Origin of the sequence: Mucilaginibacter sediminis, assembly GCF_051903035.1 — a bacterium.
GTDB lineage: Bacteria > Bacteroidota > Bacteroidia > Sphingobacteriales > Sphingobacteriaceae > Mucilaginibacter.
Genome location: NZ_CP170602.1, coordinates 6,010,282 through 6,030,090, shown reverse-complemented (window position 1 = coordinate 6,030,090; position 19,809 = coordinate 6,010,282). Strand labels below are relative to the sequence as shown.

13 protein-coding genes are annotated in these 19,809 nt (G+C 43.2%); 8 read left to right on the top strand and 5 right to left on the bottom strand.

Annotated elements, in window-relative coordinates:
* The first annotated feature begins 53 nt into the window (after positions 1-53).
* The gene (metK, locus tag ACFGVS_RS24935; RefSeq protein WP_274209791.1) at positions 54-1,304 is read left to right on the top strand and encodes a methionine adenosyltransferase; all 1,251 of its coding nucleotides are present in this window, start codon (positions 54-56) and stop codon (positions 1,302-1,304) included.
* 166 nt (positions 1,305-1,470) lie between these two features.
* On the top strand, positions 1,471-2,508 hold the full coding sequence (locus tag ACFGVS_RS24930; RefSeq protein ID WP_439696010.1) for a YncE family protein: 1,038 nt from the start codon (positions 1,471-1,473) through the stop codon (positions 2,506-2,508).
* A gap of 447 nt (positions 2,509-2,955) precedes the next feature.
* On the opposite strand, the gene ACFGVS_RS24925 is transcribed toward ACFGVS_RS24930, so the two are convergent.
* Both ACFGVS_RS24925 and ACFGVS_RS24920 read right to left on the bottom strand, forming a co-directional pair.
* Complete coding sequence (locus ACFGVS_RS24925) at positions 2,956-3,651, bottom strand: LytR/AlgR family response regulator transcription factor (RefSeq protein WP_439696009.1); 696 nt, start codon at positions 3,649-3,651, stop codon at positions 2,956-2,958.
* The gene (locus tag ACFGVS_RS24920) at positions 3,648-4,721 is read right to left on the bottom strand and encodes a sensor histidine kinase (RefSeq protein ID WP_439696008.1); all 1,074 of its coding nucleotides are present in this window, start codon (positions 4,719-4,721) and stop codon (positions 3,648-3,650) included. The genes ACFGVS_RS24925 and ACFGVS_RS24920 overlap by 4 nt, the downstream gene beginning before the upstream one ends.
* A 189-nt stretch (positions 4,722-4,910) precedes the next feature.
* Here ACFGVS_RS24920 and ACFGVS_RS24915 point away from each other — a divergent pair, with 189 nt between their 5' ends.
* Positions 4,911-7,352, top strand: a complete 2,442-nt coding sequence (locus ACFGVS_RS24915) for an outer membrane beta-barrel protein (RefSeq protein WP_439696007.1) — start codon at positions 4,911-4,913, stop codon at positions 7,350-7,352.
* Between the two features lie 8 nt (positions 7,353-7,360).
* Here ACFGVS_RS24915 and ACFGVS_RS24910 read toward each other — a convergent pair whose 3' ends face one another.
* The gene (locus ACFGVS_RS24910; RefSeq protein ID WP_439696006.1) at positions 7,361-9,577 is read right to left on the bottom strand and encodes a DUF5916 domain-containing protein; all 2,217 of its coding nucleotides are present in this window, start codon (positions 9,575-9,577) and stop codon (positions 7,361-7,363) included.
* A gap of 186 nt (positions 9,578-9,763) precedes the next feature.
* On the opposite strand from ACFGVS_RS24910, the gene ACFGVS_RS24905 reads away from it, so the two are divergent.
* Positions 9,764-10,813, top strand: coding sequence for a sensor histidine kinase (locus ACFGVS_RS24905; RefSeq protein WP_439696005.1), 1,050 nt, complete (start codon positions 9,764-9,766; stop codon positions 10,811-10,813).
* Positions 10,810-11,529: a LytR/AlgR family response regulator transcription factor gene (locus ACFGVS_RS24900; RefSeq protein WP_090651775.1), complete on the top strand. Its 720-nt coding sequence runs from the start codon at positions 10,810-10,812 to the stop codon at positions 11,527-11,529. Before ACFGVS_RS24905 ends, ACFGVS_RS24900 begins: the two co-directional genes overlap by 4 nt.
* Before the next feature lie 13 nt (positions 11,530-11,542).
* Here ACFGVS_RS24900 and ACFGVS_RS24895 read toward each other — a convergent pair whose 3' ends face one another.
* Positions 11,543-12,766: an aminotransferase class V-fold PLP-dependent enzyme gene (locus tag ACFGVS_RS24895; protein WP_439696004.1), complete on the bottom strand. Its 1,224-nt coding sequence runs from the start codon at positions 12,764-12,766 to the stop codon at positions 11,543-11,545.
* 126 nt (positions 12,767-12,892) lie between these two features.
* Here ACFGVS_RS24895 and ACFGVS_RS24890 point away from each other — a divergent pair, with 126 nt between their 5' ends.
* The gene (locus ACFGVS_RS24890) at positions 12,893-13,354 is read left to right on the top strand and encodes an Lrp/AsnC family transcriptional regulator (protein ID WP_439696003.1); all 462 of its coding nucleotides are present in this window, start codon (positions 12,893-12,895) and stop codon (positions 13,352-13,354) included.
* A gap of 39 nt (positions 13,355-13,393) precedes the next feature.
* Here ACFGVS_RS24890 and ACFGVS_RS24885 read toward each other — a convergent pair whose 3' ends face one another.
* On the bottom strand, positions 13,394-15,166 hold the full coding sequence (locus ACFGVS_RS24885; protein ID WP_439696002.1) for a c-type cytochrome: 1,773 nt from the start codon (positions 15,164-15,166) through the stop codon (positions 13,394-13,396).
* Between the two features lie 181 nt (positions 15,167-15,347).
* Here ACFGVS_RS24885 and ACFGVS_RS24880 point away from each other — a divergent pair, with 181 nt between their 5' ends.
* Together ACFGVS_RS24880 and ACFGVS_RS24875 are read left to right on the top strand one after the other, a co-directional pair.
* Positions 15,348-16,652, top strand: coding sequence for an amino acid permease (locus ACFGVS_RS24880; RefSeq protein ID WP_439696001.1), 1,305 nt, complete (start codon positions 15,348-15,350; stop codon positions 16,650-16,652).
* A gap of 357 nt (positions 16,653-17,009) precedes the next feature.
* On the top strand, positions 17,010-19,808 hold the full coding sequence (locus tag ACFGVS_RS24875) for an outer membrane beta-barrel protein (RefSeq protein WP_439696000.1): 2,799 nt from the start codon (positions 17,010-17,012) through the stop codon (positions 19,806-19,808).
* Position 19,809 lies beyond the last annotated feature (1 nt).

Genomic DNA, 19,809 nt, shown 5'->3' with positions numbered 1-19,809 from the left:
CCCTCATAAATCCCCCGCTCGGCTGTTTCACATTAATTGTATAAAAAGTTTATATGCCATATTTATTTACCTCTGAATCCGTATCAGAAGGACATCCGGATAAAGTTGCTGATCAGATCTCAGACGCGTTGATTGATCATTTTTTAGCATTCGACCCTAACTCAAAAGTAGCCTGCGAAACACTGGTAACTACCGGGCAGGTAATTTTAGCCGGCGAAGTTAAATCAAAAGCCTATTTAGATGTACAGAAAATAGCCCGCGAGGTAATTAATAAAATTGGTTACACCAAAGGCGAATACATGTTTGATGGCAGTTCATGCGGTGTACTATCGGCAATTCACGAGCAATCGCCGGATATTAACCAGGGTGTTGAACGCAAAGCGCCCGAAGAACAAGGCGCCGGCGACCAGGGTATGATGTTTGGCTATGCCACCAACGAAACTGAGAACTATATGCCACTGGCATTAGATATTGCCCATGCTTTATTAATAGAGCTTGCTGCCATCCGCCGGGAAAACAATGAGATCAAATACCTTCGTCCGGATGCAAAATCGCAGGTTACGCTGGAGTATAGTGATGACAACCAGCCACAGCGTATTGATGCCATTGTAATATCAACCCAACATGATGATTTTGACGAGGAGGCGGCTATGCTGGCCAAAATCAGTTTGGATATTATCAGCATCCTTATCCCTCGTGTTAAAGCAAAGTATCCAAAATACGCTCACTTTTTTAACGATCAGATTAAATACCATATTAACCCGACCGGTAAATTTGTTATAGGCGGCCCACATGGTGATACCGGCTTAACCGGCCGTAAAATTATTGTGGATACCTATGGTGGCAAAGGCGCACACGGTGGCGGGGCTTTTTCTGGCAAAGATCCATCAAAGGTCGATCGCTCTGCTGCGTATGCAACCCGCCATATAGCCAAAAACCTGGTAGCTGCCGGCGTTTGCAGCGAGGTTTTGGTACAGGTATCATACGCCATTGGCGTTGCCCAGCCAATGGGTATTTACGTAAACACTTACGGCACTGCAAAAGTTGCTTTACACGATGGCGAAATTGCTAAAAAGGTAGAAGAGGTATTTAATATGACCCCATATGCCATTGAAACCCGCTTTAAACTGCGCAACCCTATTTATAGCGAAACTGCAGCTTATGGCCACTTTGGTAAACCCAACGAAACGGTAACAAAAACTTTTATTGCCCATGATGGTAGCCAGCTACTGCGCGAAGTAGAGCTTTTTACCTGGGAAAAGCTGGATTATGTTGACAAAGTGAAAGCCGCTTTTGGCCTGTAATCTTTTAAATAAAATTTAAAGTAAAAGAGCGACTGGTGTAAACAGGTCGCTCTTTTGTTTTTAAGCCCGGGGATAAGTGTAGCCAAAACCTCCGGGTACATTTTCTTTTCCGGTATCCAACATTTCTACAGAATCAATCCGGTAGATTGCATCAAATCAATTAATCATGAAAAGCGCTAAACTCATACTTGGATTGGCCTTTATGGCTATTTTTATATTAGCTAACCCAATTTATGCCCAGGCCCAGCAAAAAACAGGCTTACATATGTTAAAAAGCTTCCCGATAAAAAGCACGGGTGGTTGGGATTATATTACGGTTGACGGGGCCAATAAACTCATCTATACGTCGCACGGCAACCAGGTAAATATATTATCAACCAGCGGCGATTCTGTAAGTTATATCCCCAATACACCCGGGGTACATGGAATAGCTTTGGTACATGCTTTAAATAAAGGCTACATCAGCGCCGGCCGTGTTAATAAAGTGATTGTTTTTGATTTAACCACCTTTAAAGTTTTGGGCGAAATTGCCGTTGGCACCAATCCCGATGCTATATTTTATGAGCCTTTTGCAAAAAAGGTATATACTTTTAATGGCCGAAGTAAAGATGCCTCGGTGATTGATGTGGCTACCGATAAGGTGATTGCTACCATCCCGCTGGACGCGAAGCCAGAAACGGGCGTTTCTGACGGCAAAGGAAAAGTATTTGTAAATGCCGAAACTACTAACGAGGTGGTTGTTATTAACGCCACTACCTTAAAAGCAGAAGCCCGTTATAAAATTGAAGGCGGCGATGAACCGTCGGGTTTAGATATCGATCGTGCTACCAATCGCCTGTTTATTGGCTGCGGTGGTAACAGCACCATGGTGGTAATGGACGCCGCCAATGGTAAAAACTTAGCCAAATTCCCGATAGGCGGTTGCGACGGGCTGGTGTTTGATCCTAAACTAAAATTAGCCTATGCCTCAAACGGCGAAGGAACCATCAGCGTGGTAAAAGAGCTTAGCGCCGATAAATTTGAATTTGTCGAAAACATCCCGACCGAACCCAGCGCCCGTACCATCGGCATCGACTTGCTTACTCATAAACTATACCTGCCCGCAGCTAAAACCGAACCTGGTGTGGTAACGGCCGAAAATCCTAAACCCCGCCCAAAGCAGGTACCTGGGTCATTTCATATTATTGAAGTTGGAAAAAACTGATTTATTTGAGGAGCAGGATTAATGGAGTAAAGAACGCCGATTTTAGTTAAAAGTTTGATTAAACACAGGAGTTGATGTAGTCAGTTGAGGTACAGCTTCGGCGTTTGATATTTAATGCCTACCCTCATCCTGTCATGTCAAGTATAAATTGACAAATAGTATTGCAGCAGCAACCTTAAGTTTCATATCTGGAAAACGCGAAAAACATGGTTAACACATGTCAATCATTTTTTTTACTAAAAAACTGACTATAAACGATTTAAGTAAAAATAAATCAAAATTATGTTAAGTTATGTTAACCCTGTTTACATGCGTTTACAGTTTTTAGCGTCTATTTATGTATAGGTCTGTATTAACACCCCAAACTGTCGCTTTTGCCCCTTGAACCCTGTTAAAGCGGCCTGTATTTTTTGATTCCCTGAGAAGCAATTTAAACGCTTTGAGACGTTACCGCTTTAACTGTTGCACCAAAGCCTTATAAGTATCGCCAATGGGGAGTTCTATTTTACCTATTTCCACGTCGTTAGCGGTAAAGGCCGTTATGTGTTGAAGGTTAACAATAAAACTTCTGTGAATCCGCAAAAAGCCTTTTCCCTCAAGTTCTTTTTCCAGCTCACTTATTTTGTATTTTGAAGTGATCACCTTTTCACGAGTGTGCACATGTACATAATCCTTTAAACTTTCGGCGTATAAAATATCCCGCGTATCTACCTTAAAATATTTATGAGCAGATTTAAGGTAAATACATTGCGGTTCAGACGACGAAATAACTTCCGGAATTACCCTGCCGGTACCTCCCAAATAGCGTTCTATCGCCTTAAAAAACCTATCGAAGGTAATAGGCTTTAACAGGTAATCAATTACCCCCAGTTCAAACCCATCTAAAGCAAATTCACGATGAGCAGTAGTTAAAATAGTTTTAGGCGGATGCCGTAATATTTTCAAAAGTTCAAGTCCCGAAAGCTGTGGCATCCTGATATCCAAAAACAACAGGTCAATTGGGTATTGGTTTAATATACCTAAGGCCTTTATGGCATTGTTGCTGGTAGCAGTCACTTCAAAAAAATCTAACTGCGCTATATGTTTTTGCAAAAGCTGTGTGGCCAATGGCTCATCATCAACAATAAGGCATTTTATTTTCAAAGCAGGCTTATATTTAATTTGACCGTAAATAAGGTATCCGTATGTATTGTTTTGATGTCATGCTTCCCGTGATACAACAAGTCCAGTTGTTGTTTTAAATTGCTTAATCCAATGTTTCCATTGTTATTCATATTCTTTTTGGTGTAAACGGAATTAACCACTGTAAACCTGAACTGCGAATTATCAGCATAAAGTTCAATATTTATCTCAGGATTACCGGCATCATTACCCGCGCCGTGCTTAAATGCATTTTCGACTATGGTGAGTAATATTAGCGGTGCAATTTGGATATCGTGCTGCTGCGTTATTTTAAACTTAACCTTCAGCCGGTTGTCGTAACGCAGTTTTTCAAGGCCAATATAGTTGTCGAGTAAATCAATCTCGCCGGATAGTGGCACAAACGTACTATTACACCGATACAGGATATAATCCAATATTTCAGACAGTCGCGCTATCGACGCAGAAGTTACCGGCGAATTACTAAGTGAAAGTGAGTAAATGTTATTAAGGGTATTGAATAAAAAGTGCGGGTTTAACTGTGTTTTGAGCAACTTTAGTTCGCTTTCGGCCTTTTCTTTCTCTAACGAAAGGGTACGTTTTTGCACCATCTGCTGATCTTTGAGCAATTTCAAGATCATGAAAATAAAAGCGACCGAAAAAATGCGGAAGAAATACACATATACCAGTTTAGGTATATCGGTAAGTATTTCTATAAATGTTTCGTCAGGTTTATGCTGCCTGCCATAAAAAGGCTCTTCAAAGTAAATAACCTCAATCCTCGACAATACACAAATAATATAACTGCCTATTAAAAAAGCGGCAAAAGCAGAAAGGTATTTTTGTTTATAAACAAACCGGGGGACCACAAAATAGGCCACGAAATAGGCAGCGGGTATTTGGGCCAGCAAATTGGTTCCGTCGCCTATCAGGTTATTGCGGAAGGGTACCTGGTCGGAATTATAATAGTTGCTGGAACTAAGCTGCACCAATAACAACAAACACCAGAATAGTACATGACTGGCTATTTTATGGTTTTTATTAAATGAAATTATCTTGTCAGAAAAACTCATATTAAAAACAAGTATACACTTTTCTGCTTCTTAATTTATCCTTGTCGACAGACAGGCGATATCGCCCCCCAAAACGACTTAAAGCATAACCGTACAAGGTTTATCATGTTAAATAGCCTGTATATCTACTCCCGAGCTAAGTGTGCCGCCCTTTAGCTTCCTGCGATATGTTATTGTTTAGTATTGGGCATGCGGATTATCAGTAAATACTTTTTAACTGGCCTTTTATCAACCATCGCGTGTTGGGCCAGTGCCCAAAATATTAACAACGGAACAATTAAAGGGGTTGTTATTGACGACCAGGATAAACCCCTGCCATATGCAACTATTGTGCTAAAAACTACCCCAACTGCAGTATTGTATAGCAGTACTTTAACCGATGGCCGTGGCGGGTTTATCATCCCCAATATTGCACCGGGCAATTACATAGTAAAGATTGGGATGCTTGGATTTGAAAAAGACAGCCTGAACATTACCATCAGTCAAAACCATATGGAAGTTGATATGGGTATCATAAAGCTAAAAACCACCAATCAATTATTAAAAACAGTAACCGTTAAAGCCGAAACCCCGTTAATTGAACGAACGCTGGATAAAACAGTGGTTAACATAGCTCAAAACATAACCAACGAAGGGTTGACCGTGATGGAACTACTGAAAAAACTACCCGGCGTACAAGTTACGCCAGATGGGCAAATTAGCATGAATGGCAAATCCGGGGTAAATGTTAATATAGATGGAAAAACCACCTATTTATCGGCCGATGACCTGGCAAACCTTTTAAACGGCATGCCTGCATCAAACATTCAAAAAATAGAGGTTATGAGTAATCCATCATCCAAATATGATGCTGCGGGCTTAGTTGGCATAATTAACATTGTTAAAAAGAAGAACCATACCGACGGACTGAACGGCAGTGTAAACGGAAGTTTTATACAAAGCTACTACGGTAAACACAATGCAGGCTTATCACTAAGCTATAAAAATCAATATATCAACTTGTTTTTGAACAATACTTATGGCAACAATAAAAGCTTCGACCGCAGGTATGTTACAACAGACATTTCAAATGCAGCAAACAGGTTACTTACCCAACAACAGTCTGTTAACAACGGAATAAATAACACCCGTAATTACAGGCCAACATTAGGTATAGATATTTATCTCTCCAAAAAAACTACGCTTACCGCATCAGGTACGGCCGGCTTCGGCTTATCAAATAACCTGCTCATTTCAAAAATGTATATCAGTGATAGTGCCCTGGTTAAAACAAGTCACACTGATTTTGCGAGCCGGGTGAAGGATCATCCGGATAACTACACCGCGGCCATTCAGCTAACTCATCAGCTGGATACGGCAGGGCAAGTATGGAGTATTGATGCCGATCGTTCATCATACCACAATTCGCCGGTGCAAACCAACGTAAGCATACTCAGCGACGCAATGAACAACTTTATTAACCAGAGCAACTACCTGCTATTACAGGACCGCAAACTGGATATTTACGCGGCAAAAACCGATTATATACTACCTTTAAAAAACAAAGGCAGGTTTGAAACGGGGCTAAAATTCAGCTATGTAAAAGCCACTAACGATAACACTTTTTATAACCAGACCGGCGGTCAAAACACCATTGATCTTTCGCAAAGCGATTACTCCATAAACTCAGAAAACATTAACACTGCTTACATTAACCTTAACAAAACCTACGCCGGCTTAACAGCGCAGGCCGGGTTGCGTGCCGAGCAAACGGTAACTAAAGGTAAACAGACGCTTAGCGGTGAGTCGGTTAATCAAAATTATTTGCAGTTATTTCCAACCGTTTTCATGAGCAAAAAACTGAGCGAACAAAACACCCTAACCCTGCGGTTTGGCAGGCGCATTGAACGTGCCGACTACCATGAACTGGTACCTTTCAGGCGGCCGCAAACGGCAACACTTTATTTCCAGGGCAATCCAAACCTTAAACCACAACTATCCTGGCATAGCGAATTAAGCTGGGCATACCATAGCGCCTTTTTTGTTACGGTGAACTACGATATAGATAAGGACTACATCCGTACACTGCCGTTTGTTGATAGCAATGAAACCACCATCACCCGCAGGCCCATCAACGTTCAGGGTGCACATTCCTGGGATATTGATTTTGCTTATACCAAAAAAATAACAGCGTGGTGGTCAGTTGATAACACGCTATCGGTTTATAACAATGCTTTTAGTGGTTCGGCGGGCAGCTACAGCTTAAATAACGGCGGGCTTACCTCTATCGATTTTATAACCAACAACAGTTTCCATATCAATGATAAGCTATCTGCCGGGTGCGATTTTGAATACGAATCAAAACGCAGGTTTATCAACTCTGAATTTGGTAGTTATTACACGTTAAGCGCCGGTATCAAACAGCAATTATTTAACAATAAAGGATCCCTTTCGTTAAATGCAAATAACCTGCTGCAAAGCGAAGATCATTATGCCATTGACCGCACCGCCGGCCTTTACCACTACTCATATTTTAATTTTTATTCGCGTTACGTTAGCCTAAGCTTCAGTTACCGTTTTGGAAGAGGTAAAACCAATAAAGTAAAAATTGATTCCGGATCGGCAGACGAGCAAAAACGAGCAGGAAGTTAAACCCTGGATCATATCTGCCTGATATAAGTAAGCTTCATGATACCTCCCTGCTGTCGCTGCGGAATTCCGAATGGAGTTTTATAGTAATTATTAACGCTGTTTATCACCAGGTAAATGAACGATAGCGGCCTGTACTCCCAGGAGAAGCGGGCATTTAACGATCCGTTACGGGCATCGGTATTGTATTGGTAGAAGGCCGAGAGCAACATTTTGGGATTTGCAGCTACCCGCAATTCGGGTGCCAGCAGGTGGGTAGTGGTTGATACCTGGTTTATGCCCACATTTTTAAAATCGTTGCGGGTATAGCTCATTACCAGCGATAGCTGGGGTACGGGAGCAGCACGTAACGATAAATAATAACTATTAAGCCTGCCATTATAGTAGCCGCCTGTACTCAGCCGGGTTTCGGCACTAAAGGGGGCTGCAGCATTGGTAATGCCATAAAATTCGTACCGGTTAAAGTGATAATTGGCCGCAGCTATGTCAACATTCCGCACCGGTTGAAAATTATCTGTCAGGTTCTCCCAGGAACTGGTGATACTAAAATCAAGGTGCGATTGATTGGTAAAAAACAATTGCAGCGGCATCACCACCACACTGGCCTCCTGGAATTTGCCGCTTGATGCCTCATGGTAAATATCGGCAGTAAACTGCGGGCTGAAAAATTGTACATTTTTGGGGAACCATTTTTTATGCATAAAAATATACAGCGTGGGTTGTGTATTGATAAAATTGTCCCTGGCGGTAAAGCCGGTTTGTGCCTGGTAGCCTTTAGATACAGCCGTTTGAAACCAATCGATAAAAAAATGAGTAGCCGAGTAGTTAAATTCGGCAAAGGCGGCCGGCCCCTTTTGCCCGCTTAGCGAGTTGCCCGAATAGGATGCCATCCCCCTTATAAATAACGGCTGGCTTACCTGCCAAAAAGCATCCACCACCTCGACAGGGTTAACAGAAGCAGACTGATTTAGGCCGGCAAAATTTTGCCTCAATACCTCCATGGCGCCCAGTTGCAAGCGTTGGCTAACGCTTCTTTTGTACCTAAAAACGCCAAACAACGCCCCGTTTTCCGTAGTATCTCCATTTTGTTTCATGACCAGTATTCCGGCAGACTGTTTGTTATCCTGGTGGATAAACCTTAAGCCGCCATTGATGGTTAAAGGCGAGCCATTGTCGCTCAACCCTATCCTCCTGCTAAAAAACGGCTGAATAATGCCGTTTTGACCTACAGAAAACAGGCTTGAATTTTCTAAAAAGAACTGCCGTTTTTCGGGAAAGAAAACGCTCGACCTGCTCAGGTTAACTACCTGCTTATCCACATCGGCCTGGGCAAAATCGGTATTGATGGTACCTTCAAGCAGGGTGTTGGAGTTAATAGCATACTTAATTTCGCCGCCAAACTCGGGTTTGTGATGCGGCTTGTCGCTATCAGCACGGCGGGCATTTACCAAAGCATAAGGCTCAACCCGCAAATTGAAGTTGGCGTCCGGGGGTACCATGTTGGTAAGGATACCGCCGTAAGCCAGCTGGGTTTCGCTAAAAGCCTGCGGCCAGGGCGACCAGCCATTGGTTTCGCCAATAAACCGGATGTTACGGGCAAAATTAATGCTCCACTCTGTTGAGTTTTTTGGATACCGCAATGAGGTAAACGGAATAGCCACTTCGGTTGTCCATGAATGTTCCTGTATTTTACTGGCCGCCTGCCATACCGCATCCCATTTATAGTCGTAACTAAAATCGGCATAGTGCATAATATCCATTTGGGTGCCGTAGGGCGTTACACAAAATGTCATTACCGGCATGCGCGGATCTTTAAAAGGATCAATCAGGATCTCAAAAAGCTCATTATTACTGTAGCTAAAATCACGGCGCAAATCCTGTACCTGGAGGCTTTTCTTCCCCGGCGGAAAATCGCAGCGGGCACTGATGTAGATATTTTTGTCGTCATATAACAACCTTACTTCGGTATCGTAGGTAGCCTTATCTCCCTGCCGTGGGTAAGCCGTAGTAAAATGAGCGGCTGCCGGCGCGTTATTCCATGCGGCCTCATCGGGGATACCATCTATATTTATTGGCCCGGTAACACGTGTGGCCTGCAAATGCGGGCGGTTTGCTACAGGCAGCGGGGCAAACGCTTCCTGTGCGTATAACGGGTGTAACCCGGTTGTTATAAATGCCGCCAATAAACATAAACTCTTGCTAAATCTTAAAGCCGTAAAAATTTTCATACCCCAAATAAATGGAGCTAAAAGCTTCTATTTTGTACTTTTAGACATACTGCCGCTTACGAGCCGCCGATACGCCTTTGCCGGGCTTAAACCCGTTAAAGGTGGTAAACGTATAATTAACGGCTTAAAAAAGGAGATTTGTCGAAAAACCAGGCACAAATAGCTTAGAATGTTCAATTTTACAACATGCAAAAAAACAGGCAGATACCATACCAGGCTATAACACGGCACCTGCTGTTTTGGCTGGCCTATATCCTGTACCAATGTGTAAACAACGGTTGGGAAGATAAGGATGTATTTGCTTTTAAGCTCGATCCGCAGTTGTCAACAAGCGTTCCCATATGCATGCTGGTTACTTATTTAAACTTGTATGTGCTGATGCCCCTATTTTATTATCCTCAAAAGTATATGCAGTACGCAATAGGGATGCTGGTACTAATATTAATTGGTGGTTTGCTGCCGCGCTTTTTTGCTTATGCCATTTGGGTACCCTGGGATAAAATTCATGACCCGGCTATGTTTAAAATGGAAAAAACAGACTTCTGGATTCCGGTACGCATCTTCAAAAATGCGGCGGGCAATGCTCCTGTCCTATTTATTGCCATGCTTATTAAACTTATGCGTAATGCATATCAGCAGGAAAAAAACATGCGAGAAATGGAGAAGGAAAAATTTAATGCCGAAATGGGCTTATTAAAAGCACAAATAAACCCGCACTTTTTTTTCAATACGCTAAATACCCTTTATGCGCTCACACTAAAGGGCAGCGAACAGGCATCAAAAGTGGTACTTCGCCTGTCGGATCTGATGCATTATATGTTATATGAAGCAAGCGAAAACAAGGTATTGCTACAGGACGAGATTAAACACCTGGAAAACTATATTGGCATTGAGCAAATGCGCTTTGCTGACAGACTTGAATTATCGTTCCAATACTCCGGCGATATTGCCGGCAAAATGATAGCTCCGCTTTTGTTATTGCCTTTTGTTGAAAATGCATTTAAACACAGCCTTGCCGAAAGCGATGGGTGGATAACCATTAACATTAAAGTTATTGGGAACAGGTTGTTTTTAAAGGTAGAAAACAGTTATCAACCATTACCCAAACCAGCTAATTATGGCCTTGGGCTTAAAAATGTTAAACGGCGGCTGGAACTAACTTACCCGGACCATTATGAACTTGTACTGAACCAAAACAATGGCATTTTTGAGGCCGACCTGAAACTTGACCTATGAAACCTATAAACTGCATCATAGCCGACGACGAGGAGCTTGCCCGCGAAATTATGCAAAACCATGTAAGCAAGCTCCAAAACTTAAACCCGGTTGCTATTTGTGCCAACGGCATGGAGGTTTACAATGCACTTAAAGCAAACAACGTCGACCTGGTGTTTTTAGATATCCAGATGCCTCAATTAACCGGGATAGAGTTATTGCGCACCCTAAAAAATCCGCCGCCGGTTATCATGACAACAGCTTACCGCGAGTTTGCGCTGGAAGGTTACGAACTTAATGTGATTGATTACCTGTTGAAACCCGTATCATTTGAGCGCTTTTTAAAAGCCGTTGATAAATTCATCAACGCTAAAGCGCCCGAAGTTATAAGCCTACCCGCACCCCTTCAGTCATCAAAGCCCGATCAGCATGCTTTTATTTATGTAAAGGCCGATAAAAAAATGGTGCGGCTGCTACTCAAAGATATACTGTACATTGAAGGCCTGAAAGATTATGTAAAAATACATACTACAGATAAACCCGTTATCACCTACCAAACCCTTGGCTACCTGGAAGAAAAACTTTCTGCCAATTATTTCATCCGCGTACATCGTTCTTACATAATTTCCATCAATCATATTAATGCCTACACCGGCAGCCATATTGAAATTGGCCGCCAAAGTATTCCAATCGGTAGTTCATATGCCAAAGAGGTGTTGGGCAAACTGGAGGGTTAAACGCCTCTCTAAATTAAAAACCGGCCAGGCAATCAACCAACGCGTCAAGTTCATCAATGGAATTATAATAATGCGGCGATACCCTGATAGCCCACTCTACCTGTTTTTGGTCAAAATCGATAACTGCAAATTCACGATAGGATGATACCACATTGATATTGTGCTGTAAAAACTGTTTCACAAGGTACTCAGCCGATGAGTTTGCAACCGTGAAGGTAACAGACGAACTCAATTCGGGCCCCTGATCCAACACCCTGACATTTGGTTTTGATGCTAAACGGCTGCGCAAATAGGCAGATAGCTGTTTAACCTGCTGCCAGATCCGGTCTTCGCCAATGGCCAGACAGTACCTGATAGCTTCGGCGCCGCCAACTACTGTAGCATAGGCAAACTCCCAGTCTTCAAAACGTTTGGCATCGGGCTGTTGCACGTATTGGTCTTTTTCTGTCCACCGCGCACCGCGCATATCAATAAACAAAGGCTCGAGTTTTGCCTGCAACGCTTTATCGGAGATATACAAAAAGCCCGAGCCGCGCGGCCCACGTAAAAATTTGCGATTAGTTGCCGATAAAAAATCGCATTGCAGCTGTTCAACATCCAGCTTCATCTGCCCCACCGATTGGCAGGCATCTAAGATATACCATGTTTTATCACCATTTTCCTGGCAGTATTTGGCGTAGATGGCTGCAATCTGGTTAACAGGCTGCACCAGGCCCGAATTGGTGGGGATATGGGTTATAGCCAACAACCTGGGCTTAAGCTCATATAATTTAGCTTCCAGGTCGGCAAGGTCGACACCGCCTACGGCAGCGTTTTTTATGTGGACAATATCTACCCCAAACCGCTTTTTGAGAGATAGAAAATGGAGCTGGTTTGAGATATAGTCGTCGCAATCGGTTAAAATAATATCTCCCGCTACAAATGGAATGGCAGATAAAGCCCTGATGTAAGAGTCGGTAGCGCTTGCTGTAAAGGCAATGTTACCGGGTTTGCAATTAATAAGCCGGGCGGCCAGCACATAAAATTCGGCAATGGCATCGGCCTTTGCGGCAGCGGCCTCATATCCGCCCATCTCGGCTTCCATCTTGATATGGCCGGTAATGGCGTCGGTAACTACATTGGGCATCAAGGCTGCGCCCGCGTTGTTTAAATGATTAACATAAGTACAGCCGATGGTATCGTTTCTGAACTGCTCAATTTCGGCCGCAGTGAATATGCTGTTGGCTAATAGTTTCATAAATATTTACCTGTTTGTTTACTGTGGATGATAATTCAAAACTACCAACAAGCCCTTGCATAAAAATCGCTTATTGGCCGGCATTGCGCATGTTTTATTTAATTTAGCCCTTAAAACGGGTAAATTATGTACACGCTTGACGACTACGATAAAAAGCTTCTGCGTTTATTACAAAAAGACAACCGCCTTACCGCCCAGGCCCTGGCCCAAATGGTAGACCTTAGCGCATCGGCTGTACAAAGGCGACTGGCTAAACTGCGTGATGAAAAAATCATTGAGGCCGATGTAGCTATCATTTCGCCCGCGGCGGCTGATGTTGGGCTAACCTGCATAATAGATATCTGCATGCAGGAAGATGGCTCGCGCACCATCGAAAGATTTAAGGCCGAAATTAAAAATTGCCCCGAGGTATCGCAGTGCTACTACGTAACCGGAACCTATGACCTGGTGCTTATTATTAACACCAGGGATATGAAACACTACGAACAATTCAGCAAAAAATATTTTATGGATAGCCCCGATGTGCAGCGTTTTTATACCCATGTAGTAATGGATAGGTTAAAAATGAGTTACGGGGTTTATATATAGGCCCCTACTGCAAGGTGATAGCTATAACGGATAAGTGAGCTATTTACCAGGCAGGCTTGCCCTTATTTTTTTTACTTCAGATGCGGTAACCAGGCTGCTGTTGTTACCAAAATTGCTCCTGATATAGGTTAGCACACTTGCTATTTCGGCATCGCTCAAAAAATCATGCTTTGGCATTACGCTATTGTAGGGCTTGCCGTTAACGGTAACCGGCCCCTCCAGACCGTTTAATAAAACCCTTATAGCAAGTTCCTTTTCCATGTATTTGCCGCCTGTTACCCACTCCGATCCGGCCAGCGGGGGAAAAAGGTTACCATCTCCCTTGCCATTTTTTTGATGACAGCTGGCACAATGCGTGGTGTAAATTTTTGCGCCGCCTTTAAGCATCCCGGTAGCAAAATTATTGCGGGCCTGATCAGGTATTTTAAAGTTGGGCAGCTTTTTACGCAGTTCCATTTTGGCCAGCATAGCGCCGGTAAATTTAGTTTTATCGCCTTGATAAAAAATACGCCACACCCTTCCTAATTCGGTATCACTTACATATAATGAACCATCGGGCCCTGTGGATAAACCCATGGGGCGGCAAAGCGCATCGCTTACGCTTACCACGGTGTTACGGCCCGCAAAACCATCGGCAAATATTTCCCACTTACCCGTCGGCACGCCATTTTTAAACGGTACAAAAGCCACAAAAAAGCCGGCCTGCGGGTACGGCGAGCGATTGGTTGAACCATGAAAAGCCACAAAAGCACCGTTCTTATACCTGGCCGGGAACTGGTTGCCGGTGTAAAACAACAAATCATTGGGTGCCCAATGCGCCTGGAAGGCAATCAATGGCTGGGCATATTTTGCGCCGTCGCCCGCCTTTATGCCATCGCCGCCATACTCGGGGTTTAATAGTTTTTTATGTTTAATAGGGTCGTAATAGTAGTAAGGCCAGCCAACATCTGTACCTTGTTTTATTTTTAAAAATTCCTCTGCAGGTGCTACGGCGCTTTGCCAGGCGCTGAATTTTTTGGGGAACAACAACCGCAGGTCGTCGCGGCCGTGGGCTACAACATACAGGCAATTATCTGCCGTGTTCCAATCCATGGCCACCACGCTGCGCAGGCCGGTGGCGTAGCGGATACCATCTTTTTGTTGCTGATTGGGTTTGGCTTCATCAAACTGCCATATGCCGCCGTACTCCTGCAACAAGGGGCAGCCTTTTATCCCCGGCGAACCGGGAACCCGGTTTTGCTCCTGGCATGCGTTAGATGGAGCACCAAAGGCCACGTACATATGCCCGGCATCATCAAAAGCCAGGGGCTTGGCGTCGTGCTCGTGCTCGCCATGAGCATCATGTAATATTAATTCCAGCGGACTATCGGGCACCAGGGTATTGGGATTTAATTTGGTGCGGTAAACGTTTACCTCCGAACTGAAATACAGGTAGCCTTTATGCACCCGCATACTGGTACCATAAGGCCCTTTATCATCATAGTTGCCAAATTTTTTAATCGTATCTACCTTGCCGTCATGATCGGTATCCCGTGCCGCAATGTTGCCGCCAATAGAATCGGGAAACCTGAGTTTTACATAAATATCTCCATTTGTATTTACGGCAAGGTGCCGTGCCCTGCCGGCCAGGCTATCAATGGCAATAACGGCTTTGAAATTACCCGGCAGGTATAGCCCGCCGTTATTTTTATCGGCAGTTAGCGTTTTGTCAGAATGTTTGTTTAAAACAAAAGCGAGTGTTATTGCCGCAATTGCCGTGGCCAAAAGCACTGTAACCGTTTTTCTTGCGCCTAAAAAATTATTTTTCTTCATCCGGGAATTATACGCCGACTATAAATCGGCAGCAGGTGCCGGTAGTAAAAGGAATTTGAAGGGGAAATGTTTAAACAAAATTCAAGATGCCTTCAAAACAAAGTTTTGGCCACCTATACAAATTACTACGGCAGTATTTAATAAAAACCCTATCTTATCATCCTCAATTTTATTTACTGCAATGCCCAACTCAGAAAAAAAATTAGGCTTATGGACAAGCACCTCCCTGGTGGCGGGCAATATGATAGGTGCAGGTGTTTTTTTACTACCCGCCGCTATGGCCAGCTTCGGGAGTATTGGTTTGTTGGGGTGGGTGTTTTCGGCAGTGGGCTCGTTTTTCCTGGCAAAGGTTTTCAGTAACATGAGTAAGCTGCTGCCACATGCTACGGGTGGCCCCTACGCCTTTACACGTTACGGACTGGGCGATTTTGCAGGCTTCCTGGTGGCCTGGGGTTATTTCTTATCTACCTCATGCGCCTGCGCGGCCATTACCAAATCGCTGGTGAGCGCTTTGAGTACGTTTTTCCCGGCGCTGGCAAGCGGCCTGCCGGCAATAGCCACCGGCCTGTGCGCTATATGGCTGCTTACTTATATCAACACACGCGGAGTTGTAACCAGCGGCAAATGGCAGCTGGTTACAACTATACTTAAAATTTTACCACTGGTGCTTGTGGCATTTGGCGGCCTGTTTTTTTTACAGGCCAAAAACTTTAGCCCGTTTAATAGCAGCGGTACAAGTACCTATGGTGCAATAAGCACTACCGCAGCCATGACCCTGTTTTCTTTTATCGGGATTGAATGCGCCACTATACCCGCCGGGAGTGTGGAAAATCCCAAAAAAACGGTGCCGCGTGCCACATTGCTGGGCCTGTTAATTGCTACATTGGTGTATATTTTAGGTAGTGTAAGCGTAATGGGCCTTATTCCCGCTGCGGAATTAGCAAAATCGCAAACCCCTTACGCCGATGCAGCTGCTATAATTTATGGCAACAACATTCGCTACTGGGTAAGCGCCGGCGTTGCCATTGCCGCTTTTGGCGCGCTTAACGGGTGGACACTAATGCAGGGGCAAATGCCCTTTGCTGTAGCCAGGGATAAATTGTTCCCCGCCATATTTAGCAAGCAAAATAAAAAAGGCGTGCCTTACATGGGAATCCTGCTTAGCAGTACACTGGTTTCTGTTTTTATGAGTATGAATTACTCCAAAGGATTTGTTGAACAATTCCGGTTTTTACTGCTGCTTTCGCTGCTGTCGATGCTTATTCCTTACCTGTTATCGGCTGCGTCCTATCTTATTATCAAGGTAAAAAATAAACAGGCAGATGGCTGGCTTGGCGCAGTGTTTTTGGCTATAGTAGCATTTGGTTATGCGCTGTGGAATATTGTAGGAACCGGCAAAGATGCCGTGTATTACGGCTTTGTTTTGCTGATGATGAGCGTACCTTTTTACGTTTGGGTAGCTTACCAAAAAAACAAGAAGCAGTAGGTGATATTTTCTAACTTGTTCAATCACCAACAATATTTCAATCTTAAGTTCAAGGTAAAAAGCAATTCCAAGTTATAATTTTCCATTTTACACTATTGGCTTGCATAACACCATGCTTTATACATTTATCCCTTTGCTATTCGCCGCTTATCTTTCGGTATTTTATGTAAAATGTAATAATATTATTACACTACAAGACCATATTTGTTTACTAAGATGAAAATCAATTGCTTGCATGCTTTAAAAAATTCATAAATGTTAAATTTTTGGCTTTAAATGTTAAATATACAGGTGCAAATGTTAAATCGTTTTGATTACTAAAAACTTAGTTATATCTTGGTTTCCATAAATAACCTTATGAAAATCACAATTACTGCACTAATAATACTCCTGCTTGGTACAGCTTCTGTTTTTGCACAAAGTACTTATTCCATCAAAGGCGGAGTTGTCGATACGGCTTCAAATTCTAAATTAACCAACGCTACTGTTGCTGTTTTAAATGCCAAAGATTCTATCCTGCAAAAGTTTACCCGGGTAAACGACGGTCAGTTTGCCATCAATAATCTAAAAAAAGGTAAATTCATTTTGCTGGTAAGCTACTCTGGCTATGCCGATTTTGTAGAGCGTTTTACACTCGATTCGGCACATACCACGCACGATTTTGGCCGCATAGGCATGATACTTAAAACACAGCTGCTTAAAGAAGTTATTATAAAAGCCCAGGTAGCGGCGGTTAAAATTAAGGGCGATACTACCGAATTTAATGCCAATGCATTTACTGTACAACCGAACGCAAAAGTAGAAGACCTTTTGAAGGAGCTTCCAGGCATCCAGGTGGATAAGGATGGTAAAATTACCGCCCAGGGCCAAACCGTAAGTAAGGTTTTGGTTGATGGCGAGGAATTTTTTGGCGATGACCCAACCCTGGTTACCAAAAACCTGCGTGCAGATATGGTAGATAAAGTACAGCTTTACGATAAAAAAAGCGACCAGGCCGCATTTACCGGTGTTGATGACGGGGTGAAAAATAAAACCATCAACATTAAGCTTAAAGAGGATAAAAAGAACGGCTATTTTGGCAAACTGGATGCTGAAGGCGGTACCGATAAATATTACCAGGAACAACTGATGTTTAACCGCTTTAAGGGAAAGCAAAAGTTTTCGGTTTATGGTACTATAGGCAATACCGGTAAAATAGGCCTTGGCTGGAGAGACGAAAATAAATACGGCGGCACCGGCCTGGAGTTTAGCGACGACGGCGGCTTATTCTTTAACGGAGGCGGCGACGAGAGCGACCTTGACAGCTGGAATGGCAGGTTTGAAGGCGAGGGTATCCCATTAGCACGCACCGCCGGTGCACATTATGATACCAAATGGAATGCTGATAAACAATCAATCAACGCCAATTATAAAATAGGCTCGCTTGATGTGGATGGAACAAAAAACATCTTAACCCAAAATACACTGCCGGGCAATTTTATCAACAGCAACTCCGATCAAACCTTTCATAAATATATGTTTCGCCAAAAGCTTGATTTAACGTACCAGGTAAAACTGGATACGTCATCAAATTTAAAGCTGATGGTTGACGGAACTGATAAACACAGCAAGGTTGATAATACTTACACCTCGACAAGCTTACGCCAAAACGGTACTAAGCTAAACACCAATAACCGGACAGTAAACAATGATGTTACCGACAAAATATTTCATGCAAGCGCTTTTTACACCAAAAAATTTAAAAGAGTAGGACGCACATTATCGGTAAACATCAGCGAAGCTTACAATGAAAGCGATGCGAAGGGCTTTTTGAAATCAAACACGGCGTTTTTTGATACGCTGGAAAATGCAACCAGTACGCAGGCCATAGATCAGCGTAAAACCACCCAAACTAAAAATAATGTATTAAGCTCCACTGTAACCTATACCGAGCCGCTATCTAAAAAGTTTTCGGCTGTTGTAAATTACGGCATCAACGTGAACAACGGAACCTCAGACAGGCGCTCCTACAACCAATCGGCCCCGGGTGTTTATAACGTACAAATTGATTCGCTGAGCAATAATTACAAGCTTAATCAGCTTTCTAACCAGTTTGGCTTAAATTTTAATTATAAAAGTAAAAAGGCCACTTTCAACTTTGGCTCAAAAGTAGCGACGGTTAATTTTAAACAGGTTGATTTATTTAACGATGCCAATTCCCGGACCCGCAACTTTGTAAACTGGTTTCCGCAGGCTACATACCAATACCGGTTTTCGCAGCAGCAATCTATCCGTATCAGTTACAACGGTAATACTTCGCAACCAAACATCGACCAGATTCAGCCGGTAAGGGTAAATACCGACCCGCTCAATGTTACATTGGGTAATCCTAACCTGAAGCCATCATTTACTAACCGGTTTTCGTTATGGTACAACTCTTACCAGGTTATCAGCGATCAATCGTTGTACGTAGGCGGCTCATACAGCAGCACCATGAACCCTATTGTAAGCAATGTGGTTACCGATACGCAAACCGGTAAAAGTGTTTTTCAATCTTCAAACCTGGATAAGCAAACTGTTAATATGTACGTTAATGTTTACTACGGCCGCAAAATCCCGATTGGCGATATCAACGCCGGTTTAAGCGCCGATGCTAATGGAAATACCTATTATAACCTGTCAAACAACAAGCTCAATAAAACTACCTCGTACACCTACTCGGCCAATTTTAACTTATCAAAATACAAGCAAAAAAAATATAATGTATGGGCATCTGCCGGCCCCGCCTATACGCTTAACTCATCATCGCTTTTACCAAATGTAAACAATAACGGCAGCGGGTTTAATGCCAACGGCGGGTTTAATATTTATTTACCGGCAAAATTCGGTATTGGCTCCGATTGTAATTACCAATACAACGCCAAAACGCAATCTTTTCCTGAAGATTTTAAGCGTACCACGCTAAATGCCAACATAAGCAAGGCGTTTATGAAGGACGAAAGTATTAAAATAACTTTAAGCGGCAACGACTTGCTTAACCAAAATAAAGGGTACAACCGGTCAGGATCTGCCGTCATACTTACTCAGGAAAGATATACTGCGATTAAAAGATATTTTATGTTATCCCTTACCTGGGATTTTAACCATGTTGGCGGCGGGGCAGCACCTAAAAAATAAG

Excerpts from the sequence above, each read along its gene's own strand:
- metK (WP_274209791.1), top strand. The coding sequence starts at position 54 with ATGCCATATTTATTTACCTCTGAATCCGTATCAGAAGGACATCCGGAT.
- ACFGVS_RS24930 (WP_439696010.1), top strand. The coding sequence starts at position 1,471 with ATGAAAAGCGCTAAACTCATACTTGGATTGGCCTTTATGGCTATTTTT.
- ACFGVS_RS24920 (WP_439696008.1), bottom strand. The coding sequence starts at position 4,721 with ATGAGTTTTTCTGACAAGATAATTTCATTTAATAAAAACCATAAAATA.
- ACFGVS_RS24915 (WP_439696007.1), top strand. The coding sequence starts at position 4,911 with ATGCGGATTATCAGTAAATACTTTTTAACTGGCCTTTTATCAACCATC.
- ACFGVS_RS24910 (WP_439696006.1), bottom strand. The coding sequence starts at position 9,577 with ATGAAAATTTTTACGGCTTTAAGATTTAGCAAGAGTTTATGTTTATTG.
- ACFGVS_RS24905 (WP_439696005.1), top strand. The coding sequence starts at position 9,764 with ATGCAAAAAAACAGGCAGATACCATACCAGGCTATAACACGGCACCTG.
- ACFGVS_RS24900 (WP_090651775.1), top strand. The coding sequence starts at position 10,810 with ATGAAACCTATAAACTGCATCATAGCCGACGACGAGGAGCTTGCCCGC.
- ACFGVS_RS24895 (WP_439696004.1), bottom strand. The coding sequence starts at position 12,766 with ATGAAACTATTAGCCAACAGCATATTCACTGCGGCCGAAATTGAGCAG.
- ACFGVS_RS24890 (WP_439696003.1), top strand. The coding sequence starts at position 12,893 with ATGTACACGCTTGACGACTACGATAAAAAGCTTCTGCGTTTATTACAA.
- ACFGVS_RS24885 (WP_439696002.1), bottom strand. The coding sequence starts at position 15,166 with ATGAAGAAAAATAATTTTTTAGGCGCAAGAAAAACGGTTACAGTGCTT.
- ACFGVS_RS24880 (WP_439696001.1), top strand. The coding sequence starts at position 15,348 with ATGCCCAACTCAGAAAAAAAATTAGGCTTATGGACAAGCACCTCCCTG.
- ACFGVS_RS24875 (WP_439696000.1), top strand. The coding sequence starts at position 17,010 with ATGAAAATCACAATTACTGCACTAATAATACTCCTGCTTGGTACAGCT.